Origin of the sequence: Micromonospora sp. NPDC049497, assembly GCF_044465805.1 — a bacterium.
Classification (GTDB): Bacteria; Actinomycetota; Actinomycetes; order Mycobacteriales; family Micromonosporaceae; genus Micromonospora.
Genome location: NZ_JBITMC010000013.1, coordinates 142,879 through 166,409 on the forward strand (window position 1 = coordinate 142,879; position 23,531 = coordinate 166,409).

Consider the following 23,531-nt stretch of genomic DNA (forward strand, 5'->3'; position numbering starts at 1 on the left):
CCATGACCACGATCGCACGGGTGGAGACCTTCCTCGTCGCGCCGCGTTGGCTGTTCGTCCGGGTCGAAACGTCCTCCGGGATCGTCGGCTGGGGCGAGGCGACCTGCGAGGGCCGGTCCGAGACCGTCCGCACCGCCGTCGAGCAGCTCAGCGAGCTGCTGATCGGCAAAGACGCGCTGCGGATCGAGGACCACTGGCAGGTCATGACCAAGGGCTCGTTCTACCGGGGCGGGCCGATCCTGGCCAGCGCCGTCGCCGGGCTCGACCAGGCGCTCTGGGACATCGCCGGCAAGCACTTCGGCGCGCCCGTGCACCAGCTGCTCGGCGGCCCGGTCCGCGACCGGATCCGGGTCTACGGCTGGGTCGGCGGCGACGAGCCCGGCGAGGTCCGCGACCAGATCAGCGCCGCCGTCGCCACGGGCCTGACCGCGGTGAAGATGAACGCCTCCGGCCGGATGAGCGCGGTCGCGTCCGTCGCCGAACTCGACGGCGTGGTCCAGCGGGTGGCCGCCGCCCGCGAGGTGCTCGGCGACGAGCGGGACGTGGCGGTCGACTTCCACGGCCGCCTCACCCTCGCCACCGCCCGCCGGGTCGCCCCGCTGCTCGAGCCGTTCCGGCCGTTCTTCCTGGAGGAGCCGGTGGTACCGGAGAACTCGCACCTGATCGGCGAGTTCGTCCGCTCCACCACCACGCCGGTCTCCACGGGGGAGCGGCTCTACAACCGGCAGGAGTTCCTGCCGGTGCTCCAGGCCGGCATCGCGGTCGCCCAGCCGGACCTCTCGCACGCCGGCGGCATCACCGAGGTCCGCAAGATCGCCGCGCTGGCCGAGGTGTACGACGCGCACCTCGCCCCGCACTGCCCGCTCGGGCCGATCGCCCTCGCCGCCTGCCTCCAGGTCGGCTTCGCCACGCCCAACTACCTGATCCAGGAACAGAGCATCGGCATCCACTACAACCTCGGCGCCGAGGTGCTCGACTACTGCCTCGACAAGACCCCGCTGACGTTTGTCGACGGGTACGTCGAGCGGCTCACCGCACCCGGACTCGGCATCGAGATCGACGAACACGCCGTACGGACGGCCGACAAACGCGGGCACGCGTGGCGCAGCCCCACCTGGCGGCACCGCGACGGCTCCTACGCGGAATGGTGATCTCTTGACCGTCAACCTCACCGCCGAACTCACCGACGCCCGCATCCTCGCGGTCATCCGCGGCACCGACACCGCCGGCGCCGTCGCCGCCGGCACCGCCCTGCTGGAAGAGGGCGTACGCATCGTCGAGGTGGCCCTCACCACGCCGGACGCCGCGCGGGCGATCGAAGCGCTGCGCGCGGCGGCCCCCGCCGGGTCGCTGGTCGGGGCCGGCACGGTGCTCACCACCGCCGACGTCGCCGACGTGGCCGCCGCGGGCGCGCAGTTCGTGGTGACGCCGGCCGTGGTCGAGTCGATCCCCGAGGCGGCCCGCCGCGGCCTCCCGGTCGCCGCCGGGGCGCTCACCCCCACCGAGGCGTACACCGCGATGCGGATGGGAGCCTCGGCGATCAAGCTGTTCCCGGCATCGGTCGGGGGCCCGGCGTACCTCAGGGCGGTGCGCGACCCGTTCCCGGAGATCCCGTTCGTCGCGGTCGGCGGCGTCGGCCTGGACGACGTGCCCGGCTACTTCCGGGCCGGCGCGATCGCGGTCGGCCTCGGCGGCCCCCTGGTCGGCGACGCCGCCGCCGGCGGCGACCTGGACGCCCTGCGGGCGCGGGCGCGCACCTACCTCGCCGCGGTGCGGAAGTCGACCGCCCCATGACCGCACCGGACCTGCTCACCGTCGGCGAGGCGCTGGTGTCGCTGCGCTCGGCCGGCCCGCTCGCCGCCGGGGGACCGCTGACCACGCACCTGGCCGGCGCCGAGTCCAACGTGGCGGTGGGGGTGGCCCGGCTGGGCCACCGGGCCGCGTGGGTCGGCCGGGTGAGCACCGACGAGTTCGGCGAGTACACGCTGCGGCAGTTGCGCGCCGAGGGCGTCGGTGTCGACGGCGTGACCCGAGACCCCGACCGGCCGACCGGCCTGATGTTCCTGGAGCAGCGCACCGCCGACGTGACCCGTGTGCAGTACCACCGGGCCGGATCGGCCGGCTCCGCGCTGCGCGTCGACGACCTGCGGGCGCCGCTGGCCGCCGGCGCGCGGACGCTGCACCTGACCGGGATCACCCCGGCGCTGTCCGACACCGCCCGGGAGGCCACCCGGTGGGCGGCCGAGGCGGCCGTCGCGGCGGGCATCCCGGTGTGCCTCGACGTCAACCACCGCGCCCGCCTCTGGTCCCGCGACACCGCCCGCGAGGTGCTCACCCTGCTGGCGGGGTACGCCTCGACCGTCATCGCCTCCGCCGACGAACTCGACCTCGTCGGCGACTCCGGGGCCGACGAGTCCACCGTCGTGGCGGACCTGTTCCGGAGGGGCGTGCACACCGTCCTGGTCAAGCTGGGCGCCGACGGCGCCCGCGCGCACACCCCGGACGGGGTCGAGCACGTCGCGGCGCTGGCCGTGACCGCCGTCGACACCGTCGGCGCCGGGGACGCGTTCACCGCGGGCTACCTCTCCGGCTGGTTCGACGGGCTCGACCTGGCCGGTCGGCTGCGGCGGGCGGCCACCCTCGGCGCCTTCGCGGTCTCCAGCCGGGGCGACTGCGACGGGCTGCCGCGCCGCGCCGAACTGTCCCTTCTCGACGGCCACGAGGCGGGAAGCGTCCTCCGTTAGCCGCTGCCACACCCCGTAGGAAGAAAGGCACCCCGTGAAGATCGTCGCAGCTGACGTCATCGTCTCCAGTCCCGACCGCAACTTCGTCACCCTGAAGATCACCACCGACGACGGCGTCACCGGCCTGGGCGACGGCACCCTCAACGGACGTGAACTTTCCGTCGCCTCATACCTGCGCGACCACGTCGTGCCGCTGCTGATCGGCCGGGACGCCCACCGCATCGAGGACGCCTGGCAGTTCCTCTACCGCTCGGCGTACTGGCGTCGGGGACCGGTCACGATGGCCGCCATCGCGGCGGTGGACGTGGCCCTGTGGGACATCAAGGCCAAGGCCGCCGGCATGCCGCTGTACCAGCTGCTGGGCGGGGCGTCCCGCACCGGCATCATGGCGTACGGCCACGCCTCCGGCCGGGACCTGCCGGAGCTGTTCGACTCGATCCGCCGCCACCTCGAACTCGGCTACCGCTCGATCCGCGTGCAGACCTCCGTGCCGGGCATCAACGCCGTCTACGGTGTCGCCACCCAGAGGAGCGTCGACGGCAAGCGGTACGACTACGAGCCGGCGCAGCGCACCCCATTGCCGGCCGAGGAGGACTGGGACACCCGCTCCTACCTGCGTCATCTGCCCGGCGTCTTCGAGGCGGTCCGCAACGAGTTCGGCCCGGAGCTGCCGCTGCTGCACGACGGCCACCACCGGATGACCCCCATCCAGGCCGCCAAGCTGGGCAAGGCGCTGGAGCCTTACGACCTGTTCTGGCTGGAGGACTGCACCCCGGCGGAGAACCAGGAGGCGCTGCGGCTGGTCCGCCAGCACACCACCACGCCGCTGGCGATCGGCGAGGTGTTCAACACCGTCTGGGACTACCAGACCCTCATCCGCGAGCAGCTCATCGACTACGTCCGGTCCGCCGTCACCCATACCGGCGGCATCACGGCCATGCGCAAGCTGCTCGACTTCGCCGCCCAGTACCAGATCAAGTCCGGCATCCACGGGCCGACCGACATCTCGCCGGTCGGCATGGCCGCCGCGCTGCACCTGGACCTGGCCATCCACAACTTCGGCATCCAGGAGTACATGCAGCACGGGGCGCTCACCAACGAGGTGTTCCGGCAGTCGTTCACCTTCACCGACGGCTACCTGCACCCGGGGGAGCAGCCCGGGCTCGGCGTCGAACTGGACGAGGAGGCCGCCGCGAAGTTCCCGTACGTGCCGGCCTACCTGCCGTTCAACCGGCTCCAGGACGGCACGGTCCATGACTGGTGAGCGCCGCCCGGTCGCGCCGACGCGACACGTGGTCGTGATGGGGGTGTCCGGGGCCGGCAAGACGACCATCGCCCTGGGCATCGCCGCCCGTACCGGACTGACCTTCGCCGAGGCGGACGAGTTCCACCCGCCGGCCAACGTGGCGAGCATGCGGGCCGGGGTGCCGCTGGACGACGTTGCGCGCCTGCCCTGGCTGCGCGACCTGGCCGAGTGGATGGCCTCCCGCGCCGCCGACGGCGTCTCGACGGTGCTGGCCTGCTCGGCCCTGAAGCGGTCCTACCGCGACGTGCTCCGCCAGGGGCCGCCGAACGTCGAGTTCGTCCTGCTCGACGGGTCGGCCGACGTGATCCGGGAGCGGATGGCCCGCCGTACCGGGCACTACATGCCGGCGAGCCTGCTCGGGTCGCAGCTGGCGACCCTGGAACGGCCTCACCCGGACGAGTCGGTGCTGGTGCTCGACGTGTCGCTGACGTCGAGCGAGCTCGTCTCGGCGGCGGTCGACGGGCTCGGCCTGCCGACCGGCGTCACCGCCGGCTGGTAGGCGGCGCCCGGTCGCGCGCCCCGGCGCCGCGACCGTCCGCGCGGGGCGGCCCTTCGAGGTGGGCCCCGGCGGGCAGCCCCCGCCGGGCCAACCGCATTATCGCTAGATTCGATAATGCACATTATGTCAAGTAGCGTTCCGGGAGGGGCCTCCCCGAGACCGGTCAGGCGGTGAAGCTCACGTCGGCGGTGTCGACGGTCGAGGCCTTCCGCCCCGGCCCGCTCTGCCATCCCCAGTACAGGTTGGTGTGGGCGATGACCTGGTCCGGCGGCGGTGCTCCGTACGCGGTGAGGTCCTCGGTGGTGTGCGCGTCGCCGACCAGGTCGACGTCGTAGCCCCGCACGAAGGCCCCGTGCAGGGTCGCGCGGATGCACCCGTCGGTCTGCGCTCCGGTGACGACGAGGTGGCCCACCTGCCGGTCGGCGAGCACCGCCTCCAGGTCGGTGTCCTCGAACGAGTCGCCGTGGCTCTTGTGGACGAGCGGCTCGGCGGTCGACCGGACCAGCTCCGGCACGTACTGCCAGTCGTCGCTTCCGGTCGGCAGGCCGTCGTCGGTGTGCTGGACCCAGACCACCGGCACGTCCTGGGCGCGGGCCCTGTCGAGCAGCGTGTTGATGTTGGCGATGACGGCGTCGCGGTCGTGCGCGTCGGCCACCACCCCGTTCTGGACGTCGATGACGAGCAGTGCGGTGTGCGGTCGCTCCGGCAGGGTCGTCACGGCAGCTCCGTTCCTCGGGGCGGACCCGCCGATGCTAGGCCCGACCCCCGACACGCGCCCATCCCCTCTCCCCTGTGGGCCGGAACGTGAAAGTCATGCATAATAGTGCTTATGCATGACAAACAGGACGAATCGGTGATGCACCTGATCGAGGAGTTCCTGACCGCACGTGCCACCCGTAAGCCCTCCCCCCACACGCTGGAGGCGTACCGGCGGGACCTGCGCACGGTCGCGGCGCTGGCCGCGGAGACCCACACCCCTCCCCTCCCCCTCGGCACGTTGTCGATCTCCGCGCTCTCCCCCCGGGTCATGCGGACGGCCTTCGCGCGGTTCGCCGCTCCCCGGGCGTCGGCGTCGGTTCACCGGGCCTGGTCGAGCTGGAACAGCTTCTTCACGTTCCTGGTGGCCGAGGGGACGGTGGCGGGTAATCCCATGCCGGCGGTCGGCCGCCCCCGTGCACCGCTCCCCCAGCCCAAGCCGCTACGGGGCGACGACACCCCGGAGGAGCTGCTCGCGGCGGTGGCCCGGGAGGACGGCCGGCAGCGCGACCCGTGGCCGGAGCGGGACGTGGCGGTCCTGGCGCTGGCGCTGTGTGCGGGGTTGCGCCTGTCGGAGCTGCTGGCGTTGCGGGTGTCGTCGCTGGCTGGTCGGGCCGGCGAGCGGCGGGTGGAGGTGGCCGGTAAGGGCGGGCGTCCGCGGGTGGTGCCGGTGGAGCCGGAGTTGGACCGGGTGCTGGAGTCGTACCTGGACAGTCGGGTGCGGCGGTTCGGGTCGCGCAGCGTGCGGCCGGACGCGGTGTTCCTGGTGGACCGGCGGGGTGAGCCGTTGCGGCGCGGTGGTCTGCAGTACCTGGTGGAGTCCTGCTACCGGCGGGCGGGCATCGGTGACCGGGTGCCGCGGGGCGCGCGGTTGCACGCGTTGCGGCACACGTTCGCGACGCGGTTGGCCGAGGACGGGGCCGGCGCGGCGGAGATCATGCGGTTGCTGGGGCATGCGTCGTTGGCGTCGTCGCAGACGTACATCGAGGTGACGGCGGGTCAGCAGCGGGCGGCGGTGCGGTCGAACCGGACGCACCGGGTGTTGTCGGGGTTGCTGGGGGCCGGTCAGGAGTCGTGACGGTCGAGGATGGCCGGCAGGACGGTGGCGATGGCGGTGGTGGGGTCGAACGCGGGGTCGGGGTTGGCGAGCTGGTTGTTGAGCAGGCCGTCGACGAGGGCGAGCAGCAGGCGCAGGGCGCTGGTGGGGTGGCGGGCGCCGAGGGCGGCCAGGAGGGGTGCGGCCCAGGCGGTGAGGTCGGCCTGGCTGTGGGCGATCTGTCGCTGGAGGTCGGGCTGGTGGGCGGCTTCGCCGAAGATGGCTAGCCGGGCCAGGGTGAGGGCGCGGCCGTCGTGGGCGAGGTGGTGGACGAGGGCGCCGACGACGGCGGCGAAGGTGTCGGGGCCGACGGGGTCCAGGTCGCCGGCGAGGCGGTGCCAGCCGGCGGTCTCGGTGTCGAGGATGCGGGTGAGGACGCCGGCGAGGAGGGCTTCGCGGGTGCGGTAGCGGTTGGAGGTGGAGCCGGTGGGAAGGCCGGCCTGCTCATCGACGGCGCGGTGGGTGAGGTGTCGGGAGCCGCGGGTGCCGAGGACGGTGATGGCGGCGTCGAGGATCTGCCGTTGGCGGGTGTCCACGGTGCTGAGACTACATCAGTAGTATCGCTGACTACATCTGTAGTAGGGTGCGGGTCATGCGAGGCTCAGTGGCGATCATCGGGGGTGGCGTCGGTGGGCTCGCCCTGGCGGGCGGGCTGCACCGGTCCGGGTGGGCGGCCACGGTGTTCGAGCGTGCCGACGGGTTGCCGACCGTCGGCACCGGGTTGGGCATCTGGCCGTCCGCGCTACGGGCTCTGGACGAGCTCGGGTTGGGAACGGTCGCCCGCGAGCGGGGCCTCGTGCAACCGGACGGTGCGATGCGTCGCCCCGACGGGTCGGTGATCGCCACCTTGGACGTGGCGCGGATTCGGCGGCGCCACGGGGAGGGGGTACGGCTGTTGTCGCGGCCGGCGCTGCTGGGGTTGCTCGCCGAGGCGTTGCCGGCGGGCGCGGTCCGCTTCGGCGAGGCGGTGACGGACCCGTCGGCGTTGACGGAGGCGTACGACGTGGTGGTGGGTGCGGACGGGATCCGCAGCGCGACGCGGGGGGCCATGTTCTCCGACCGGTTCCCACTGCGGTACTCGGGGATGACGGCGTGGCGAGGCACGGTGGCGATGGACGTGCCGGCCGGGGGTGAGACGTGGGGTCGGGGCCGCAAGTTCGGGTTGACGCCGCAGGCTCCCGGGGTGACCAACTGGTACGCGGCGGTGGCCGCGCCGGAGGGGTTCCGGCCGCCGGAGGGGGACGTGGCGGTGCTGCGCCGGTGGTTCGGTGACTGGCACGATCCGGTCCCCGCGGCGCTGGACCGGGTGGACGCCGCGGGCGTGCTGCACCACGACGTGCACATGTTGCCGGCGTTGCCGTCGTACGTGCGGGGTCGGCTGGTGCTGCTGGGGGACGCGGCCCACGCGATGACCCCGGATCTGGGGCAGGGGGCCTGTCAGGCGTTGATCGACGCGGTGGCGTTGGTGGACGCGTTGGCGGCGTGCTCGGATGTGACGTCGGCGTTGGCCCGGTATGACGCGCGGCGTCGGCGGCCGACGCAGCGGATGGCGGCGATGGCGGTGCGGGCGAGCCGGTTGGCGCAGGTGCGGCGGTTCGTCGGCGTGCGGGACGCGGCGCTGCGGGCGGCGTTGTCGTTCGGTCCCCCGGGCTGATCGGCGGCTCAGGTGGGTGGGGCGCGCTGGCAGGATCGACGGATGCGGCGCGGGCGGTGGCGGTCGACTGGGTACGTGCGGAGCGCCGGCGGGATCCGGGGATCCGGGGTGCGTTCTTCAGTGGGTCGACGGTGGCGATGGCGGCGTTGCGGCCGGCGTTCGAGGCGCCCTGGCGGATCTGGGTGTGTTGTCGGCGGTGGACCGGTGGCGGCGGGCGGAGGTCGCGCTGGCGGTGCGGCCGCGGTGGTCGGCGGGGGGTGTCGTGGGCGGGGCGCACGGGCGGTGAGCCGGCTGCCCGCGGAGTTCTAGCCGAGGTCGACCAGGAGCGGGCGGTGGTCGGAGATCGTCGACAGTGGGGTGCGTACGGCGGTGACCGGTGGGAGGTGGTCGAAGCCGTCGCGGTCGGCGAGGACGTGGTCGAGTTGGACGCGGGGTTGCCCGGCGGGGTAGGTGGGGCGGCGGCCCAGCGGGTGCCAGCCGGTGACGAGGCGGGCGGGGCCGGCGGGGAGGTTGAGGTCGCCGAGGAGGATCCGGGGGGCGGGCAGGGTGCGCAGGGCGCGGACGGTCTGGCGGAGCTGGTGGACGTTCCAGCCGGGGACGAAGGACAGGTGGGTCGCGGCGACGGTGAGGGGGCCGCGCGGGGTGTCCAGGACGGCGGCGAGGACGACGCGGGGTTCGTCGCGCAGGAGGATGAGGCCGCCGCCGGGGCCGGGTACGTAGACCGGCGAGCGGACGGGCGCGGGGCGCAGTCGGGTGACCTGCCAGGTGGCAACCTTGTGGCGGGTGACCAGGCCGATGCCGTAGCAGGGTTCGCCGTGTCCGTCGTCGTCGTGGCGCAGGGGGCGGAACTGTTCGCCGGGGGTGCCGACGACGGCGGCGGCGAAGCGGTGTTCGGCGGCGCCGAGGGCGCGGGCGGCGATGGCGGTGAGGTCCAGTTGGCCGCTGCGGCTCTGGTCCCGGTCGACTTCCTGCAGGGCGAGGACGTCGGCGTCGAGGGCGGTGACGGCGGCGGTGAGCCGCTCGGGGTCGACGAGGCCGTCGGTGAGGGAGCGGCCGTGCAGCAGGTTGAACGTGGCCAGGCGCACCGTGTCACCTTACGTCGCCGTGGCATGGTTGCCGGGTGTTGAAGCTGCTGCTGTGCTCGATGCTGGTGTTCGTGGCGGTCGGCGCCGCCGGGGTGTGGTTGCGGCGTCGTCGGCGGCGGTGAGGCTGGCCACAGCGGGTCTCGTGGACGCGGCGGGGGTGGGAAGAATGGCCGCCCGTGGACCCGTTCTCGCTGACCACCCTGCTCGCCGCGGCCGCGTTGGCCGGTTGGGTCGACGCCGTCGTCGGCGGTGGTGGGCTGCTGTTGCTGCCGGCGTTGCTGGTGGCGGCGCCCGGGTTGCCGGTGGCCACCGCGTTGGGTACGAACAAGCTCGCGGCGATCGCGGGCACGTCCACGGCGGCGGTGACGTTCGCGCGGCGGACGAAGCTGGACTGGGCGGTGGCGGGTCCGTCGGCGGGCCTGGCGGTGTGCTGCGCGGGGCTGGGTGCGGCGTTGGCGGGTGCGGTGCCGGCGTCGGCGTACCGGCCGGTGGTGCTGGTGGTGCTGGTGACGGTGGCGCTGTTCGTGGTGCTGCGTCCGCGGCTGGGTGTGGTGGCGTTGCCGCACCGGCGGACCCGGGTGCGGGTGGTCGCCGTGGTGGCGGTGGCCGGGGTGGGCATCGCCCTGTACGACGGGTTGATCGGCCCGGGGACGGGGACGTTCCTGGTGGTGGCGTTCACGGCGCTGGTGGGTGCCGACTTCGTGCAGGGTTCGGCGATGGCGAAGGTGGTGAACGCCGGCACGAACCTCGGTGCGCTGGTGGTGTTCGCGGCGACCGGTCACGTGTGGTGGCTGCTGGGTGCGGCGATGGCGGTGTGCAACATCGCGGGGGCGGTGCTGGGCGCGCGGATGGCGTTGCGGCGGGGCGCGGGTTTCGTGCGGGTGGTGTTGCTGGTGGTGGTGTTCGCGCTGGTGGCCAAGTTGGGCTACGACCAGTGGGCGGCCGGGTGATCGCCGGCCGGCGTGGTCGTGTGATCATCGGCTGATGCCGGTGCGCGCCGAACACGACCGGGCCGTCCTGGCGGAGCTGCTGGGGCGGGATCCGGTGCTGCACGCGTACGAGTTGGGCGATCTGGACGACTTCTTCTGGCCGTACACGTCGTGGTTCCGGTCCGGGGACGCGGTGGCGTTGCTGTACCACGGCGCCGACCTGCCGACGTTGCTGGCGTTCGCGCGGCCGGCGGACACGGCGGGGCTGTCGGTGCTGCTGGGTGAGCTGACGTCGGTGTTGCCAGCGCGGGTGTACGCGCACCTGTCCCCCGGTGTGGAGTCGGCGTTGGTGCCGGCGTTCCGGGTGGAGTCGGCGGCGGCGCACCGGAAGATGGCGCTGACGGATCCCGGTCGGTTGGCGTCGGTGCGGCCGGCGGGCGTGCCGTTGGGCCGGGACGACCTGCCCGCGGTGGAGCGGCTGTACGCGGCGGCCTATCCGGGCAACTGGTTCGATCCGCGGATGCTGGACACGGGCCGGTATGTGGGCATCCGCGACGGTGGCGAGCTGGTGGCGGTGGCCGGGGTGCACGTGTGGTCGCCGGTCTACCGGGTGGCGGCGTTGGGCAATGTGACGACCCTGCCGAGGGTGCGGGGTCGCGGGCTGGCCGCGGCGGCGGTGGCGGCGGTGTGCGCCGGGCTGCGCGACAGCGTGGACCACGTGACGTTGAACGTGCGGGCGGACAACACTTCGGCGGTGCGCCTGTACGAGCGGCTGGGGTTCACGGCGGTGGCCGACTATCACGAGTGCCGGTTGAGCGTTTTCGGTCACTGATCGGTGTCCCGGGCTGGCCTTCCGGTCCGGTCCGACGGTCCGGTTCGGCTCGACGGCCGGGCGAACGGTGCGATGAGCACGCGCGGCCGTCACCACCTGCATGTCCAGCCGACACGCGGCGTCAACAACCCGACGCGCAGAGTGGCACGTGTCGGACCCGTGCGGTGCTCGCCGGCCCCTAGCGTCTGCGGTCGAGGCCGGGCGGGTTTCGCGCGGCGGAGCTGAAGGAGCATCGGATGGCAACAGCGACAGTGCCCTGGCGGCGAGCCCGGGGGGTGGGGGTGGTGGCCGCGGCGACGGCGATGGTCACCGCGTTGGCCGTACCGGCGGCTGCGGCGCCGGGGGTGAGCCCGGCGGTGGTGGACCGCGACGCCGACCCGGGCACGTCAATTCCGGTCAGCAAGGTGGTGTCGACGCCGCCGATCCCGCCGAAGCCGGACGTGGTGCTGCTGGTCGACACGACCGGCAGCATGGGCGGGGCGATCGCGAACGTGCGGACGAACCTGCAGCAGGTCATCACGGACGTGCGGGCGGCGCAGCCGAGCGCGCAGTTCGCGGTGGCCTCCTACCGGGACACCGGGGACGGCGCGGAGCTGTTCCGCGTGCGGCAGAACCTGACCGGTGACGCGGTGGCGTTGCAGGCGGCCGTGGACGGGCTGGCCGCCGGCGGCGGCGGGGACACCCCGGAGGCGTGGGTGAACGCGCTGGTGGAGGTCTCCGAAGGGGCGGTGGCCTACCGGTCGGGCAGCAGCCGGATCGTCGTGCTGGTGGGTGACGCGCCGAGCCACGACCCGAGCAACGGGCGGACGCTGGCGCAGGCCGGCGCGGCGTTGCAGGCCGACGAGGCACGGGTGATCGCGGTGAACGTCGCCGGCGCGGCCGGTGGGCTGGACGCCACCGGTCAGGCGACGACGGTGGTCGCGGCGACCGGCGGGCAGCTGGTGGACAGCTCCCCCGACACCGTGACGGCGGCGCTGCTGGCGGGCCTGCGGGACCTGGACGTGACGGTCACGCCCTCGGTCACCTCGTGCGATCCGGGCCTGTCGGTGACCTTCGACGCGGCGTCGCGGACCCAGCAGTCCGGCACCGATGTGCCGTTCGCGGAGACGATCACCGTGGCGGGCGACGCGGCGCAGGGCGCGGTGCTGCACTGCACGGTGGACTTCCTGCTCGACGGGGTGTCGGCCGGGGCGCCGTTCGTGCAGACCATCAGCGTGCGGGTCAACGACGTGACCCCGCCGACGGTCGTCGTCGACGACCGGACGGTGGAGGCCACCAGCCCGGCCGGCGCGGTGATCGACTACCCGGCGTCGGCGACGGACAACGTCGATGGGCCGCTGACCCCGACCTGCGTGCCGCCGCCGGGCTCGACGTTCCCGCTGGGCGACACGTCGGTCACCTGCACGGCGACCGACGCGGCCGGGAACACCGGCAGCGACACCGCGGTGATGCGGGTGGTGGACACCACCGCTCCCACCACGGCGTGCGTGCCGACGAACAACCCCAGCGGCGACAACACCCCCGGCTCGTACAACCCGGACGGGTTCTACGAGCTGACGTCGACCGACGTGGTGGACACGGCGGTGGAGGTGTTCATCTCCGACTCGACGGACCCGTCGGTGCGGTTCGGGCCGTTCCCGGCGGGCACGAAGATCAAGCTGGTGCAGGCGCCGGGCGCGCAGTCGAAGGTGAAGGACGGCACCGGCGACATCGACTACAAGGTGACGTTGAACGGGGATGCCCTGATCACCGGAGTGGACGACGCCGGCAACGTCTCGACCCCGGCGGTGTGCCTGGTGGCTCCGCCGCCGAAGTGACACGCGGCGTCCCGGTCATCCCCGGGTGACGCGTCGGCCGCCGGGCCCGTCGAGGGTCCGGCGGCCTTTCGCGTACGCGGACAGGCGCGCGTCGGGTGGGTCAGGCGCGGCGGCTGGGTGAGTCGAAGCGGCCGGCCCGGATCTCCCGGAGTGCCCGGCGGCGGACGTCGCCGCGCAGCGTGTCGACGTAGAGCCGGCCGGCGAGGTGGTCGGTCTCGTGCTGCAGGGCGCGGGCGAGGAAGCCGGTGCCGGCGATGGTGAGCGGCTCGCCGTGCTGGTCGAAGCCGTGGGCGGTGGCGTGCAGCGCGCGCGGTGTCGGGAAGTAGAGCCCGGGCACGGACAGGCAGCCCTCGTCGTCGTCCTGCAGTTCGTCGGACAGTTCGAGCGTCGGGTTGATCATGTGGCCGCGGTGGCCGTCGGCGTCGTAGACGAACACCTGCGCGCTGACGCCGATCTGCGGTGCGGCGACGCCGGCGCGGCCGGGCGCGCCGAGCAGGGTGTCCATCAGGTCGGTGACCAAAGCCCGCAGGTCGGCGTCGAAGCTGGTCACGGGTTCGGCGGGGGTCCGTAGGACCGGGTCGCCGATGATCCGGATGGGGCGCATGGTCATGCCGGCAAGATTATCGTCCCGCGTCGGGGGTCTGCGTGCGGTCACCGACGAGGGTCTCGACGCCGTCGAGGATGCGGGCGAGACCGAAGTCGAAGGCGCGGTCGGGGTCGGCGGCGGCCTGGTACTCCTGCCCGGCGGCGGTGCCGACGCGGGCGGCGAGGGGGAACCGGCGGGGGTCGAGGGCCTTCTCCAGGTAGGGGGCGTGGGCCTGCCACCACTGCTGCTCGGTCATGCCGGTGCGGGCGGCGGCCTGGGCGGCCTCGACGGCGCTGCGGACGGCGCCGTGGACGAACCCTCCGACGAGGGTGACGACGGCGTCCATCTCCAGGTCGGTCAGGCCGATGCCGTCGACGGCGCGTAGTTCGTACTCGTAGCGGGCGATGAGGTTGGGCCCGAGCGGGGGTCGGGTGGTGGCGACCTGCAGCAGCCACGGGTGGCGCAGGTAGCGGTCCCAGTTCTGCCGGGCGATGCGTTCCAGGCGTTCCCGCCACCCGCCGGCCGGCTCCTCGTCGGGGGGTGTCTCGCCGTGGACGGTGTCGAGCATGACGTCGAGGAGTTCGCCCTTGCCGGGGACGTAGGTGTAGAGGCTCATGGTGCCGACGCCGAGGCGTTCGGCGACGCGGCGCATGGACAGGGCGGCGAGCCCCTCGGTGTCGGCGACCTCGATGGCGGCGCGCACGATCCGGTCGACGGACAGGTCGGGTCGGCCCTTGCGGCTGGTGCGTTCGCGGGTGCGCCAGAGCAGGGCGAGGCTGCGGGCGGGGTCGCCGGTGCCGCTGTACTCGGTCGTCACACCGCTCACCCTACCGTCCGCCGTACCGTACGGTGTACCGTACAGTGGACGGTAGGCGACGGACGGGGGCGGCGGATGCGGATGGACGACGTGGCGATCGAGGCCGAGGGACTGCGCCGCCGGTACGGCGACACCGTCGCGCTGGCGGGCCTGGACCTGCGGGTGCCCGCCGGAGGAGTCTGCGGCCTGCTGGGCCCCAACGGGGCCGGCAAGACCACCGCCGTGCGGATCCTCACGACCCTGCTGCGCGCCGACGCGGGCACGGCGCGGGTCGCCGGCTTCGACGTCCGGCGGCAGCCGGACCGCGTGCGTGCCCGCATCGGGCTGGTCGGCCAGCACGCCGCCCTGGACGAGGTGCTCAGCGGCCGGCAGAACCTGGTGCTCTTCGGGCGCCTGCACCACCTGCCCGCCGCCCGCGCCCGCGAGCGGGCCCGGGACCTGCTGGAGCGCTTCGGCCTGACCGAGGCCGGTGACCGGCCCGTCGGCACGTACTCCGGCGGGATGCGCCGCCGCCTCGACCTGGCCGCCGGGCTGGTCCTCGACCCGCCGGTGCTGTTCCTCGACGAACCCACCACCGGGCTGGACCCGCGCGCCCGCGCCCAGGTGTGGGAGGCGGTCCGCGCGCTGGCCGACGGCGGCACCACGGTCCTGCTGACCACGCAGTACCTGGAGGAGGCCGACCGCCTCGCCGACCGCCTCACGGTGGTCGCCGCCGGCCGGGTCGTCGCCACCGGCACACCGGAGGAGCTGAAGACCGCCCTGGGTGGCGACCGGGTCGACGTGGCCCTCGCGCACGCCGGTGACCTCGACGCGGCGGCGCGGGCGGCCGGCGTCGCCGTCGGGGCCACCGCCTCGGTCGACGCGGCGGCGCTGCGGATCAGCGTGTCCGTCACCGACCGGGTCACCGCCCTGTCGGCCGTGCTGCGCGCCCTGGACGAGGCGGGCGTCACGGCGGCCGACGTCGCGGTACGCCGCCCCACCCTCGACGAGGTGTTCCTCGCACTCACCGCCGGCGACTCCCCCGCCGGCCACGGCACCACCGGTCGGGAGGTGGTCCGGTGACCACGCTGCGGTGGGCCGTCTCCGACGGCGTCGTGCTCACCGGCCGCGCCCTCGCCCACTGGGTGCGCCAACCCGCCCAGGCGCTCGTCGGGCTGCTGTTCCCGGTGCTGCTGGTCGTCATGTTCGGCTACCTGCTCGGTGGCGCGATGACCGTGCCCGGCGGCGGCGACTACCGGGAGTTCCTCCTGCCCGGGTTGTTCGCCATGACGATGGTCTTCGGCGTCGAGGCCACGTACGCGGCGGTGGCCACCGACCTCGCCCGCGGCGTGACCGACCGGTTCCGGTCCCTGCCGATGGCGTCGTCGGCGGTGCTGACCGGCCGGGCCGCCGCCGACCTGCTGCACGCCGCCGCCGCGCTGGCCGTCATGCTCGCCTGCGGCCTGCTCGTCGGCTGGCAGCCGCGCGGTGGCCTGCCGGCGGCGGCCGCCGCCGTCGGGCTGCTCCTGCTGCTGCGCCTCGCACTGATCGCGGTCGGCATCCACCTCGCGCTGCTGCTGCGCCGGCCCGAGTCGGTGGTGGTGCTGCAGATCCTCGTCTGGCCGCTCGGGTTCACCTCCAACGCGTTCGTCGAACCGGAGACCATGCCCGGCGCTCTGGGCGCGCTGGCCGCCTGGAATCCGCTGTCGGCGACCGTCGCGGCCTGCCGGGAGCTGTTCGGCAACCCCGGCTGGGGTGGGGAGTCGTTCGCCGCGCAGCACGCCACGACCCTGGCGGTGGTGTGGCCACTGCTGCTGATCGCGGTGTTCCTGCCCCTGTCCGTGCGCCGCTACCGACGCCTGGCCGGCTGACCGGGACCCCGCAGCGGTCGCACCGCTAACGTGACGGCACCGTCGTATCCGCCCCGGAAGGTGCGCCACCATGACCCAGCCCCACGCCCACGGACGCTCGACGTCGGCGACGGCCAGCAGGTGTACTGGGAGACCTGCGGCAACCCCAACGGCAAGCCGGCCGTGGTGCTGCACGGCGGCCCCGGTTCCGGCTGCACACCCGGCTGGCTGACCCCGTTCGACCTGTCCCGCTACCGGGTGGTGCTGTTCGACCAACGCGGCTGCGGACGCAGTCGCCCGCACGTCGCCGACCCGAGCGTCGACCTGGCCACCAACACCACCGACCACCTGATCGCCGACGTCGAGCGGTTGCGGGTGCACCTGGGCGTGGACCGGTGGCTGGTGCTGGGCGCGTCCTGGGGCTCCACCCTCGGCCTGGCGTACGCGCAGCGGCACCCCGAGCGGGTCAGCGAGCTGGTGCTGTTCAGCGTGGTGACCACCACCCGCCGGGAGGTCGAGTGGATCACCCGGGACATGGGTCGGCTGTTCCCCGCCGAGTGGGCCCGGTTCCGCGACGGCGTTCCGCCCGCCGACCGCGACGGGGACCTCGCCGCGGCGTACGCGCGACTGTTGCACCACCCCGACGCGGCCGTGCGGGAGCGCGCGGCCCGCGACTGGTGCGCCTGGGAGGACACGCACGTCGCCACCGTGCCCGGGCACCGGCCCGATCCGCAGTTCGCCGATCCGGTGTTCCGGATGGCGTTCGCCCGGCTGGTCACCCACTACTGGCGGCACGCGGCGTTCCTGCCCGACGGGGAGCTGTTGCGCGGCGTCGGCCGTCTGGCCGGTGTCCCCGGTGTGCTGGTGCACGGGCGGCTGGACGTCTCCAGCCCCGCCGACATCCCCTGGCAGGTGGCGCAGGCATGGCCGGACGCCCGGTTCGAACTGGTCGAAGCGGCCGGGCACGGCGCCGGGCACGGCGTGGCCGAGCGGGTGCGGGCCGCCCTGGACGGTTTCGCCGACCGCCCTTGAACACTCGACATCGCTGAAACCGGGCCGTCGACCACACCCGACACCCCGACTTCACAGAACCCGAGTCGATCAACCGCGGTGGGACGGCGGTCAGGTGGCGGTCGACGTCGGTCAGCGGCCGGCGAGCGTCGTGCGGACCGGGGCGCTCTTCGCGGCGGCCTCGGCGACCTCGGCGTCGGGGTCGCTGCCCCAGGTGATCCCACCGCCGGCCCACACGTGCAGCCGGTCACCGTCGGCGGCGGCGGTGCGGATGGTCAACCCGAGGTCGATCCGGCCGGGTGCCACCCAACCCAGCGCGCCCATGCTGGCGCCCCGCCCGACCGGTTCCAGGGCGGCGATGCGGTCCAGCGCGGCGAGCTTCGGCGCGCCGGTGACCGACCCGCCGGGGCACACCGCGCGCAGCAGGTCGGCCAGCCCGAGCCCGTCGGCGACGGTCGCGGAGACGGTGGACTCGGCCTGCCACAGGTCGCACCAGCGGCGGACGGCGAACAGCTCGTCGACCCGGACCGAGCCGGTGCGGGCGATCCGGGCGAGGTCGTTGCGTTCCAAGTCCACGATCATGACGTGCTCGGCGCGTTCCTTGGCGGAGGCGAGCAGGTCGGCGCGGCCGGGGGCGGTGGCCGGGCGGGTGCCCTTGATCGGCCGGGTGACCAGCCGCCCGCCGACGACCTCCACCAGGGTCTCCGGGGAGGCGCAGCCGATCGCCCAGCCGGCGCCGGTGAGGGTGCCGCCGTAGCGGGCGCCGGGCAGCGAGCCGAGGCGGGCCAGGGCGGGCAGCGGGTCGCCGGTGTAGCGGGCGGCGGCGTGCCCGACGACGTTGACCTGGTAGACGTCGCCGCGGCCGATCGCCTCGCGTACGGCCCGCACGGCGTCGGCGTGCTGGGTCGGTGTCCAGCTCTCCGCCCAGTCGCCGAGCCACCACCCGGGCGCGGGTGCGCCGGCGGCCGGAGTGCGGGTGGTGGCGTGGCCGTACACGACCACGGCGACCTCGGGCAGCGCGGGGGCCGGGTTCGCGGCTCCGGTGGGACCGCCGGCGAGGGCCGCGCCGGCGGCGGCGGAGACGTACAGGGCGGCGCCGCAGGGCCCGTCCGGGTCATGGACGCCGGCCGGGCGGGCGAGGTCGTGCAGCGGCAGGCCGTGGGCGGCGAGGAACTCCTGCGCACGTACGGCGGGGTCGCCGCCGTCGGCGGGCCGCCACTCCCAGCGGGCACGCTCGGCGAGCGTACGGCGACAGCCGGCGGGCGCCGCGGGCACGTCGGTCACGCGATGTGGGAGCGTTTCCACGCCATCTGGCCCATTCTCGCTCGTCCGTTCAGTGGATTTCCCGGAAACCAGTCACATACCTGCTCGATGTCGCACAGTTTCGCTTGGTACTGTGCGTCACTGGTCATGTGAACCATGACACAGTGCCCCCACAGTCCGGAGAACCCGATGTGTCAGCACCAACCCACCTGCCCCTCCGCCGAAGCGACCGACCGGGAAGCCGCCCGCGTCCTCGCTTGCTTCCCTGAGCAGGGCTGGAGCCTGCTCTGCAACGGTGTCATCGTCTTCGAGGACACCGGCGAACTGCTCCCCGACGGCCGGACCATCGCCCCGCACCGCGGGCCCGCCCGACACGCTCTCGTCGCCTGAGCGACCACTCAGCGTCAGCAAACGTTCGCGTCGACCAGGCTAGTCCCCCCGGTCGGGACACCCGCCGCCCAGGTCAACGCCCCGCCGGGGCGGCGGCACCACGACCGCCCCGGCGCCACGGCACCACCGCTCAGCTCTCGAACGCCTCCGGCGACGGGCAGGAGCACACCAGATTCCGGTCCCCGTACGCGCCGTCGATGCGGCGCACCGGCGGCCAGTACTTCCCCGCCCGGTCCACCCCGGCCGGGTAGGCGCCCACCGACCGCGGGTACGCGTGGGGCCACTCGTCACCGGACACCATCGCCGCGGTGTGCGGGGCGTTCGCCAGGGGGTTGTCCCCCGCCGGCCACTGGCCCGACCCCACCTTGTCGATCTCCGCGCGGATCGCGATCATCGCGTCGCAGAACCGGTCCAGCTCGGCCACGTCCTCGCTCTCGGTCGGCTCCACCATCAGCGTCCCGGCCACCGGGAACGACATCGTCGGCGCGTGGAAGCCGTAGTCGATCAGCCGCTTCGCCACGTCGTCCACCGTCACCCCGGTCGCCCGGGTCAGCGGACGCAGGTCCAGGATGCACTCGTGCGCCACGAGGCCCTTGTTGCCGGCGTACAGCACCGGGAAGTGCTGCCGCAGCCGCGCCGCCACGTAGTTCGCCGCGAGCACCGCCACCCCGGTCGCGCGGGTCAGACCCTCCGCGCCCATCATCCGCAGGTACGCCCACGGGATCGGCAGGATCCCCGCCGACCCGTACCGGGCGGCGGAGATCGCCGGCCGGTCGTCGTCGTGCGCCGCCCGCGGGTCGCCGGGCAGGAACGGCGCCAGGTGCGCCCGCACCGCCACCGGCCCGACACCCGGCCCGCCGCCGCCGTGGGGGATGCAGAACGTCTTGTGCAGGTTCAGGTGCGACACGTCCGCCCCGAACCTGCCCGGCTTGGCGAACCCGACCAGCGCGTTGAGGTTCGCACCGTCGACGTACACCTGGCCGCCGGCGTCGTGGACCTTCGCGCACAGCGACGCGATGCCCGTCTCGTACACGCCGTGCGTCGACGGATACGTCACCATGATCGCCGCCAGGGCGTCGCGGTGCTTGTCGATCTTCGCGTCGAGGTCGACCAGGTCGACGTTGCCGCCGTCGTCACAGCCCACCACGACCACCCGCATGCCGGCCATCACCGCGCTCGCGGCGTTGGTGCCGTGCGCCGACGACGGGATCAGGCACACGTCGCGGTGCCCCTCGCCGCGGGAGGCGTGCCAGGACCGGATGGCAAGCAGCCCGGCCAGCTCACCCTGCGACCCGGCGTTGGGCTGCACGCTGACCGCGTCGTAGCCGGTCACCTCGGCCAGCCACCCCTCCAACTGGGCGATCAGCTCCCGGTACCCGGCGGTCTGCCCCTCCGGCGCGAACGGGTGCACGTGCGCGAACTCCGCCCAGCTGACCGGTTCCATCTCGGTGGTCGCGTTGAGCTTCATCGTGCACGACCCCAGCGGGATCATGCCCCGGTCCAGGGCGTAGTCGAAGTCCGACAGGCGCCGCAGGTAGCGCAGCATCGCCGTCTCCGAGTGGTGGGTCCGGAACACCGGGTGGGTCAGGAAGTCCGACGTACGCGCCAGCGCCGGCGGCAGCGCACCGGCCGGCTCGCCCTGCGGCGACGGCACCCCGAACGCGGCGCACACGGCGTCCAGGTGCGCCCGGGTCGTCGTCTCGTCGCAGGAGATCCCCACCCGGTCGGCGTCGACCAGGCGCAGGTTCACGCCACGCCCGGCCGCGGCGGCGACCACCTCGGCCGCCCGGCCCGGCACGACCGCCGTGACGGTGTCGAAGAACGCGACGTCGGCGACCTCGACGCCGCCGTCGCGCAGCGCGTCCGCCAGCAGCGCCGCCATGTCGTGGGTACGCCGGGCGATCTCCCGCAGCCCGTCCGGGCCGTGGTAGACGGCGTACATGCCGGCCATGACCGCGAGGAGCACCTGGGCGGTGCAGATGTTGCTGGTCGCCTTCTCCCGCCGGATGTGCTGCTCACGGGTCTGCAACGCCAGCCGGTACGCCGGGTTGCCGTCGGCGTCCCGGGACACGCCGACCAGCCGGCCGGGCAGCATCCGCTCCAGGCCCGAACGCACCGCCAGGTAACCGGCGTGCGGCCCACCGAAGCCCATCGGCACGCCGAACCGCTGGGTGGTGCCGGCGGCGATGTCGGCGCCGATCTCCCCCGGCGGGCGCAACAGCGTCAACGCCAACAGGTCGGCGGCCACGGTCACCAGCGCACCGACGGCGTGCGCGGCCTGCACCAGCGCCGCGTGGTCGCGGACCGCCCCGGACGCCCCCGGGTACTGCAGGTGCAGGCCGAAGAACTCCGCCGGCAGGTCGTCGTGGACGACGTCGAGGACCCGCACGTCGATGCCGAGCGGCTCCGCCCGACTGGTGATCACCGCGATGGTCTGCGGCAGCGTGTCCGCGTCGACCACGTACACCGGGCTCTTGACCTTGCACGCGCGGCGGGCGAGGGTCATCGCCTCGGCCGCGGCGGTGCCCTCGTCGAGCATGGAGGCGTTCGCGGTGGCCAGCCCGGTCAGGTCGGTGACCATGGTCTGGAAGTTCAGCAGCGCCTCCAGGCGACCCTGGCTGATCTCCGGCTGGTACGGCGTGTACGCCGTGTACCAGGCCGGGTTCTCCAGCACGTTACGGCGGATCACCGCCGGCGTGTGCGTCCCGTGGTACCCCAGGCCGATCATGGACACGGCCACGGTGTTGCGGCCCGCGAGGGCCCGCAGCTCCGCCAGGGCCTCCTGCTCGGTGGCCGGCTCCGGCAGGTCCAGCGTCCCGTGCCAGCGGATCACCTCGGGGATCGCCGCGTCCATCAGCTCGTCGATCGATCCGTAACCGACGGTCTCCAGCATCCGGCGCTCGTCGGCCGGATCGGGCCCGATGTGGCGGGCGGCGAACTGGTCTGCGGTCATGGGCGGCGCTCCTGCAGGGGGCGAGGTCGACAGGTCGGCCTCCCCCTCTGTCGCGCCCGGGCGCTCCACAGTGCCTGCCCACGAGGTCCTTTTGCCTGAGAGGTTCCGGGGAGGATTTGCCCCTTCGGCGCCACCCCCCTGACGGGGGCGGTCTCTCCCACGTGGGTGATACCGGCATGGTCAACGCTACCAGCGCCCGGGATTCCCGCACCCGTCGTACCCCCGCCGGACGGTGGCCGGCTCCGCGTCGCCGCCTACAGCGCGACCGGGGCCGCGCCGGCGGGCACCGCACCGACCTCCCCGAACCCGGCCGCACCCGCACCCGCACCCACCAGACGGTCGGCCACGGCGGGCAGCAGCCGCCCCAGCGGCGCGTCGACGGTCAGCTGCGCGTACGCGTCGCCGCGGGTCGGGCCCTGGTTGACGATCACCACCGGGATGCCCAACTTCGCCGCCCGCAGCACGAACCGGCGACCCGACATCACCGTCAACGACGACCCCAGCACCAGCAGCAGCCGGGCGGCCTCCACCATCGCGAAACAGCGGGCCACCCGCGGCGCGGGCACCGTCTCCCCGAAGAACACCACGTCCGGTTTCAGCACCCCCGTGCCGCAGAACGTGCAGTCCACCGTCCGGAACCGGGCCACCGCCGCGTCGGGGAGATCCACGTCACCGTCGGGGTTGACGGCGTCCACGTGCGCCTCGAAGCCGGGGTTGGCCTCCCGCAGCCGCCGGTCCAACTCCTCCCGGGACGTCGCGTTGCCGCAGTCCAGGCACACCACCTCGTCCAGGCGGCCGTGCAGCTCCACCACACCCGTGCCACCGGCGGCGGTGTGCAGGCCGTCGACGTTCTGCGTGATGATCCCGTCGACCAGGCCGGCGCGTTGCAGCCGCGTCACCGCCCGGTGCCCGTCGTTCGGCTCCGACCGCGCGATCAGCCGCCACCCCACGTGGCTGCGCGCCCAGTAGCGGCGCCGCGCGTCCGCGTCCCGCGTGAACGCCTGGTACGTCATCGGCGTGTGCCGCCGCGCCGCGCCGCTGGGCCCCCGGTAGTCCGGGATCCCCGACTCGGTGGACAACCCCGCCCCGCTCAACACCACGACGCCGCCACCCGAGACCGGGCCGGCCAGCGCGTCGATCGTCTCCGTCACCCCACCCATGCTGCCTCAGCATCCCCCCGGCGACCACGAAAGGAAGGGCCCCCCGTTAACGCCTGTGGTAGAGGAAGGGCCCCCCGTTTAACAGCCGGCGCCGATAGGTTGGCGGTATGCGCGTCGTCATCGCCGGAGGACACGGCAAGATCGCCCGACTGCTGGAACGGGAACTCGCCGGCCGCGGTGACAGCGCCGTGGGCCTCATCCGCAACCCCGACCATGTGGCGGCGCTCACCGCCGCCGGCGCCCACCCGGTCGTCTGCGACCTGGAACACGCCTCCGTCGACGACCTCGCCGGCCACCTCGACGGCGCCGACGCGGTGGTCTTCGCCGCCGGCGCCGGCCCGGGCAGCGGCGCCGCCCGCAAGGACACCGTCGACCGGGCCGCCGCCGCGCTCCTGGCCGACGCCGCCCGGGCCGCCGGAGTCCGCCGCTACCTGCTGGTGTCCTCGATGGGCGTGGACAACGCCCCGGCCGCCGGCACCGACGACGTGTGGGCGGCGTACCTGCGGGCCAAGAAGGCCGCCGAGGACGACCTCACCGGCCGCACGGACCTCGACTGGACCGTCCTGCGGCCCGGACGACTCACCGACGACGAACCCACCGGCCGGATCACCCTGGCCCGCAGCGTCACCCCCGGCGCGGTCACCCGCACCGACGTCGCCCGCGTCCTGGTCGCCCTCCTGTACGCCCCGGACACCGCCGGACGGATCCTGGAACTCGTCGGCGGGGACACCACGATCGCCGACGCCGTCACCCACGCCTGACGCCCGAGGGGCGCGGCTCCCCCGGCCCGTCGGCGACGACCCG

The 23,531-nt window shown here is 74.0% G+C and carries 23 protein-coding genes and 1 riboswitch; of the genes, 15 read left to right on the top strand and 8 right to left on the bottom strand.

What is annotated here, in order from left to right:
* The first annotated feature begins 2 nt into the window (after window positions 1-2).
* From dgoD to ACIBR0_RS19225, 5 genes are read left to right on the top strand one after another with little or no spacing between them, the layout of a single operon-like run.
* On the top strand, window positions 3-1,151 hold the full coding sequence (dgoD, locus tag ACIBR0_RS19205) for a galactonate dehydratase (protein WP_396717315.1): 1,149 nt from the start codon (window positions 3-5) through the stop codon (window positions 1,149-1,151).
* Window positions 1,152-1,155: 4 nt separating this feature from the next.
* A complete protein-coding gene (locus ACIBR0_RS19210) occupies window positions 1,156-1,794 on the top strand; it encodes a bifunctional 4-hydroxy-2-oxoglutarate aldolase/2-dehydro-3-deoxy-phosphogluconate aldolase (RefSeq protein ID WP_396717317.1) in 639 nt (212 codons plus the stop codon).
* The gene (locus ACIBR0_RS19215) at window positions 1,791-2,744 is read left to right on the top strand and encodes a sugar kinase (protein ID WP_396717319.1); all 954 of its coding nucleotides are present in this window, start codon (window positions 1,791-1,793) and stop codon (window positions 2,742-2,744) included. Before ACIBR0_RS19210 ends, ACIBR0_RS19215 begins: the two co-directional genes overlap by 4 nt.
* 34 nt (window positions 2,745-2,778) lie before the next feature.
* Window positions 2,779-4,008, top strand: coding sequence for a D-mannonate dehydratase ManD (gene manD / locus ACIBR0_RS19220; protein ID WP_396717321.1), 1,230 nt, complete (start codon window positions 2,779-2,781; stop codon window positions 4,006-4,008).
* Entirely contained in the window at window positions 3,998-4,549 is a 552-nt protein-coding gene (locus tag ACIBR0_RS19225) for a gluconokinase (protein ID WP_396717323.1), read from the top strand. Before manD ends, ACIBR0_RS19225 begins: the two co-directional genes overlap by 11 nt.
* 163 nt (window positions 4,550-4,712) lie before the next feature.
* Here the strand turns inward: ACIBR0_RS19225 and ACIBR0_RS19230 are convergent, their stop codons facing one another.
* Entirely contained in the window at window positions 4,713-5,267 is a 555-nt protein-coding gene (locus ACIBR0_RS19230) for an isochorismatase family protein (RefSeq protein ID WP_396717325.1), read from the bottom strand.
* A gap of 111 nt (window positions 5,268-5,378) precedes the next feature.
* Here ACIBR0_RS19230 and ACIBR0_RS19235 point away from each other — a divergent pair, with 111 nt between their 5' ends.
* On the top strand, window positions 5,379-6,383 hold the full coding sequence (locus tag ACIBR0_RS19235; protein ID WP_396717327.1) for a tyrosine-type recombinase/integrase: 1,005 nt from the start codon (window positions 5,379-5,381) through the stop codon (window positions 6,381-6,383).
* On the opposite strand, the gene ACIBR0_RS19240 is transcribed toward ACIBR0_RS19235, so the two are convergent.
* Window positions 6,371-6,937 (bottom strand): TetR/AcrR family transcriptional regulator, encoded by a 567-nt coding sequence (locus ACIBR0_RS19240; RefSeq protein ID WP_396717329.1) that lies wholly within the window; start codon window positions 6,935-6,937, stop codon window positions 6,371-6,373. The two genes, ACIBR0_RS19235 and ACIBR0_RS19240, sit on opposite strands and share 13 nt — an antisense overlap.
* A gap of 56 nt (window positions 6,938-6,993) precedes the next feature.
* Here ACIBR0_RS19240 and ACIBR0_RS19245 point away from each other — a divergent pair, with 56 nt between their 5' ends.
* Entirely contained in the window at window positions 6,994-8,055 is a 1,062-nt protein-coding gene (locus tag ACIBR0_RS19245) for an FAD-dependent monooxygenase (protein WP_396717331.1), read from the top strand.
* A 305-nt stretch (window positions 8,056-8,360) separates the two neighbouring features.
* Here the strand turns inward: ACIBR0_RS19245 and ACIBR0_RS19250 are convergent, their stop codons facing one another.
* Window positions 8,361-9,140, bottom strand: coding sequence for an endonuclease/exonuclease/phosphatase family protein (locus ACIBR0_RS19250; protein WP_396717333.1), 780 nt, complete (start codon window positions 9,138-9,140; stop codon window positions 8,361-8,363).
* Between the two features lie 176 nt (window positions 9,141-9,316).
* Here ACIBR0_RS19250 and ACIBR0_RS19255 point away from each other — a divergent pair, with 176 nt between their 5' ends.
* The 3 genes from ACIBR0_RS19255 to ACIBR0_RS19265 all read left to right on the top strand — a co-directional run bounded on the left by ACIBR0_RS19255 (window position 9,317) and on the right by ACIBR0_RS19265 (window position 12,718).
* Window positions 9,317-10,090, top strand: coding sequence for a sulfite exporter TauE/SafE family protein (locus ACIBR0_RS19255; protein WP_396717335.1), 774 nt, complete (start codon window positions 9,317-9,319; stop codon window positions 10,088-10,090).
* A 34-nt stretch (window positions 10,091-10,124) separates the two neighbouring features.
* Window positions 10,125-10,901: a GNAT family N-acetyltransferase gene (locus ACIBR0_RS19260; protein WP_396717337.1), complete on the top strand. Its 777-nt coding sequence runs from the start codon at window positions 10,125-10,127 to the stop codon at window positions 10,899-10,901.
* Window positions 10,902-11,137: 236 nt separating this feature from the next.
* On the top strand, window positions 11,138-12,718 hold the full coding sequence (locus tag ACIBR0_RS19265; RefSeq protein ID WP_396717338.1) for a VWA domain-containing protein: 1,581 nt from the start codon (window positions 11,138-11,140) through the stop codon (window positions 12,716-12,718).
* A gap of 100 nt (window positions 12,719-12,818) precedes the next feature.
* Here ACIBR0_RS19265 and def read toward each other — a convergent pair whose 3' ends face one another.
* Together def and ACIBR0_RS19275 are read right to left on the bottom strand one after the other, a co-directional pair.
* Window positions 12,819-13,328 (bottom strand): peptide deformylase, encoded by a 510-nt coding sequence (def, locus tag ACIBR0_RS19270; RefSeq protein WP_357033700.1) that lies wholly within the window; start codon window positions 13,326-13,328, stop codon window positions 12,819-12,821.
* Between the two features lie 10 nt (window positions 13,329-13,338).
* The gene (locus tag ACIBR0_RS19275; RefSeq protein ID WP_396717340.1) at window positions 13,339-14,121 is read right to left on the bottom strand and encodes a TetR/AcrR family transcriptional regulator; all 783 of its coding nucleotides are present in this window, start codon (window positions 14,119-14,121) and stop codon (window positions 13,339-13,341) included.
* Between the two features lie 75 nt (window positions 14,122-14,196).
* On the opposite strand from ACIBR0_RS19275, the gene ACIBR0_RS19280 reads away from it, so the two are divergent.
* From ACIBR0_RS19280 to pip, 3 genes are read left to right on the top strand one after another with little or no spacing between them, the layout of a single operon-like run.
* Window positions 14,197-15,183 carry an ATP-binding cassette domain-containing protein gene (locus ACIBR0_RS19280; RefSeq protein WP_396717342.1) on the top strand — a complete coding sequence of 329 codons (987 nt, stop codon included), beginning with the start codon at window positions 14,197-14,199 and terminating at the stop codon, window positions 15,181-15,183.
* A complete protein-coding gene (locus ACIBR0_RS19285; RefSeq protein ID WP_396717344.1) occupies window positions 15,180-15,971 on the top strand; it encodes an ABC transporter permease in 792 nt (263 codons plus the stop codon). The genes ACIBR0_RS19280 and ACIBR0_RS19285 overlap by 4 nt, the downstream gene beginning before the upstream one ends.
* A gap of 60 nt (window positions 15,972-16,031) precedes the next feature.
* Window positions 16,032-16,982 (top strand): prolyl aminopeptidase, encoded by a 951-nt coding sequence (gene pip / locus ACIBR0_RS19290; protein WP_396717346.1) that lies wholly within the window; start codon window positions 16,032-16,034, stop codon window positions 16,980-16,982.
* A 111-nt stretch (window positions 16,983-17,093) separates the two neighbouring features.
* Here pip and ACIBR0_RS19295 read toward each other — a convergent pair whose 3' ends face one another.
* The gene (locus ACIBR0_RS19295; RefSeq protein ID WP_396717348.1) at window positions 17,094-18,266 is read right to left on the bottom strand and encodes a chorismate-binding protein; all 1,173 of its coding nucleotides are present in this window, start codon (window positions 18,264-18,266) and stop codon (window positions 17,094-17,096) included.
* A gap of 147 nt (window positions 18,267-18,413) precedes the next feature.
* Here ACIBR0_RS19295 and ACIBR0_RS19300 point away from each other — a divergent pair, with 147 nt between their 5' ends.
* On the top strand, window positions 18,414-18,614 hold the full coding sequence (locus tag ACIBR0_RS19300) for a DUF5999 family protein (RefSeq protein WP_347669485.1): 201 nt from the start codon (window positions 18,414-18,416) through the stop codon (window positions 18,612-18,614).
* A 130-nt stretch (window positions 18,615-18,744) separates the two neighbouring features.
* Here the strand turns inward: ACIBR0_RS19300 and gcvP are convergent, their stop codons facing one another.
* Window positions 18,745-21,567, bottom strand: a complete 2,823-nt coding sequence (gcvP, locus tag ACIBR0_RS19305; RefSeq protein WP_396717350.1) for an aminomethyl-transferring glycine dehydrogenase — start codon at window positions 21,565-21,567, stop codon at window positions 18,745-18,747.
* Window positions 21,568-21,640: 73 nt separating this feature from the next.
* Window positions 21,641-21,737: riboswitch (glycine riboswitch) on the bottom strand.
* A gap of 84 nt (window positions 21,738-21,821) precedes the next feature.
* Complete coding sequence (locus ACIBR0_RS19310; protein ID WP_396717353.1) at window positions 21,822-22,718, bottom strand: NAD-dependent protein deacetylase; 897 nt, start codon at window positions 22,716-22,718, stop codon at window positions 21,822-21,824.
* Window positions 22,719-22,834: 116 nt separating this feature from the next.
* On the opposite strand from ACIBR0_RS19310, the gene ACIBR0_RS19315 reads away from it, so the two are divergent.
* On the top strand, window positions 22,835-23,488 hold the full coding sequence (locus tag ACIBR0_RS19315; protein WP_396717355.1) for an NAD(P)H-binding protein: 654 nt from the start codon (window positions 22,835-22,837) through the stop codon (window positions 23,486-23,488).
* The last annotated feature ends 43 nt before the right edge of the window (window positions 23,489-23,531 follow it).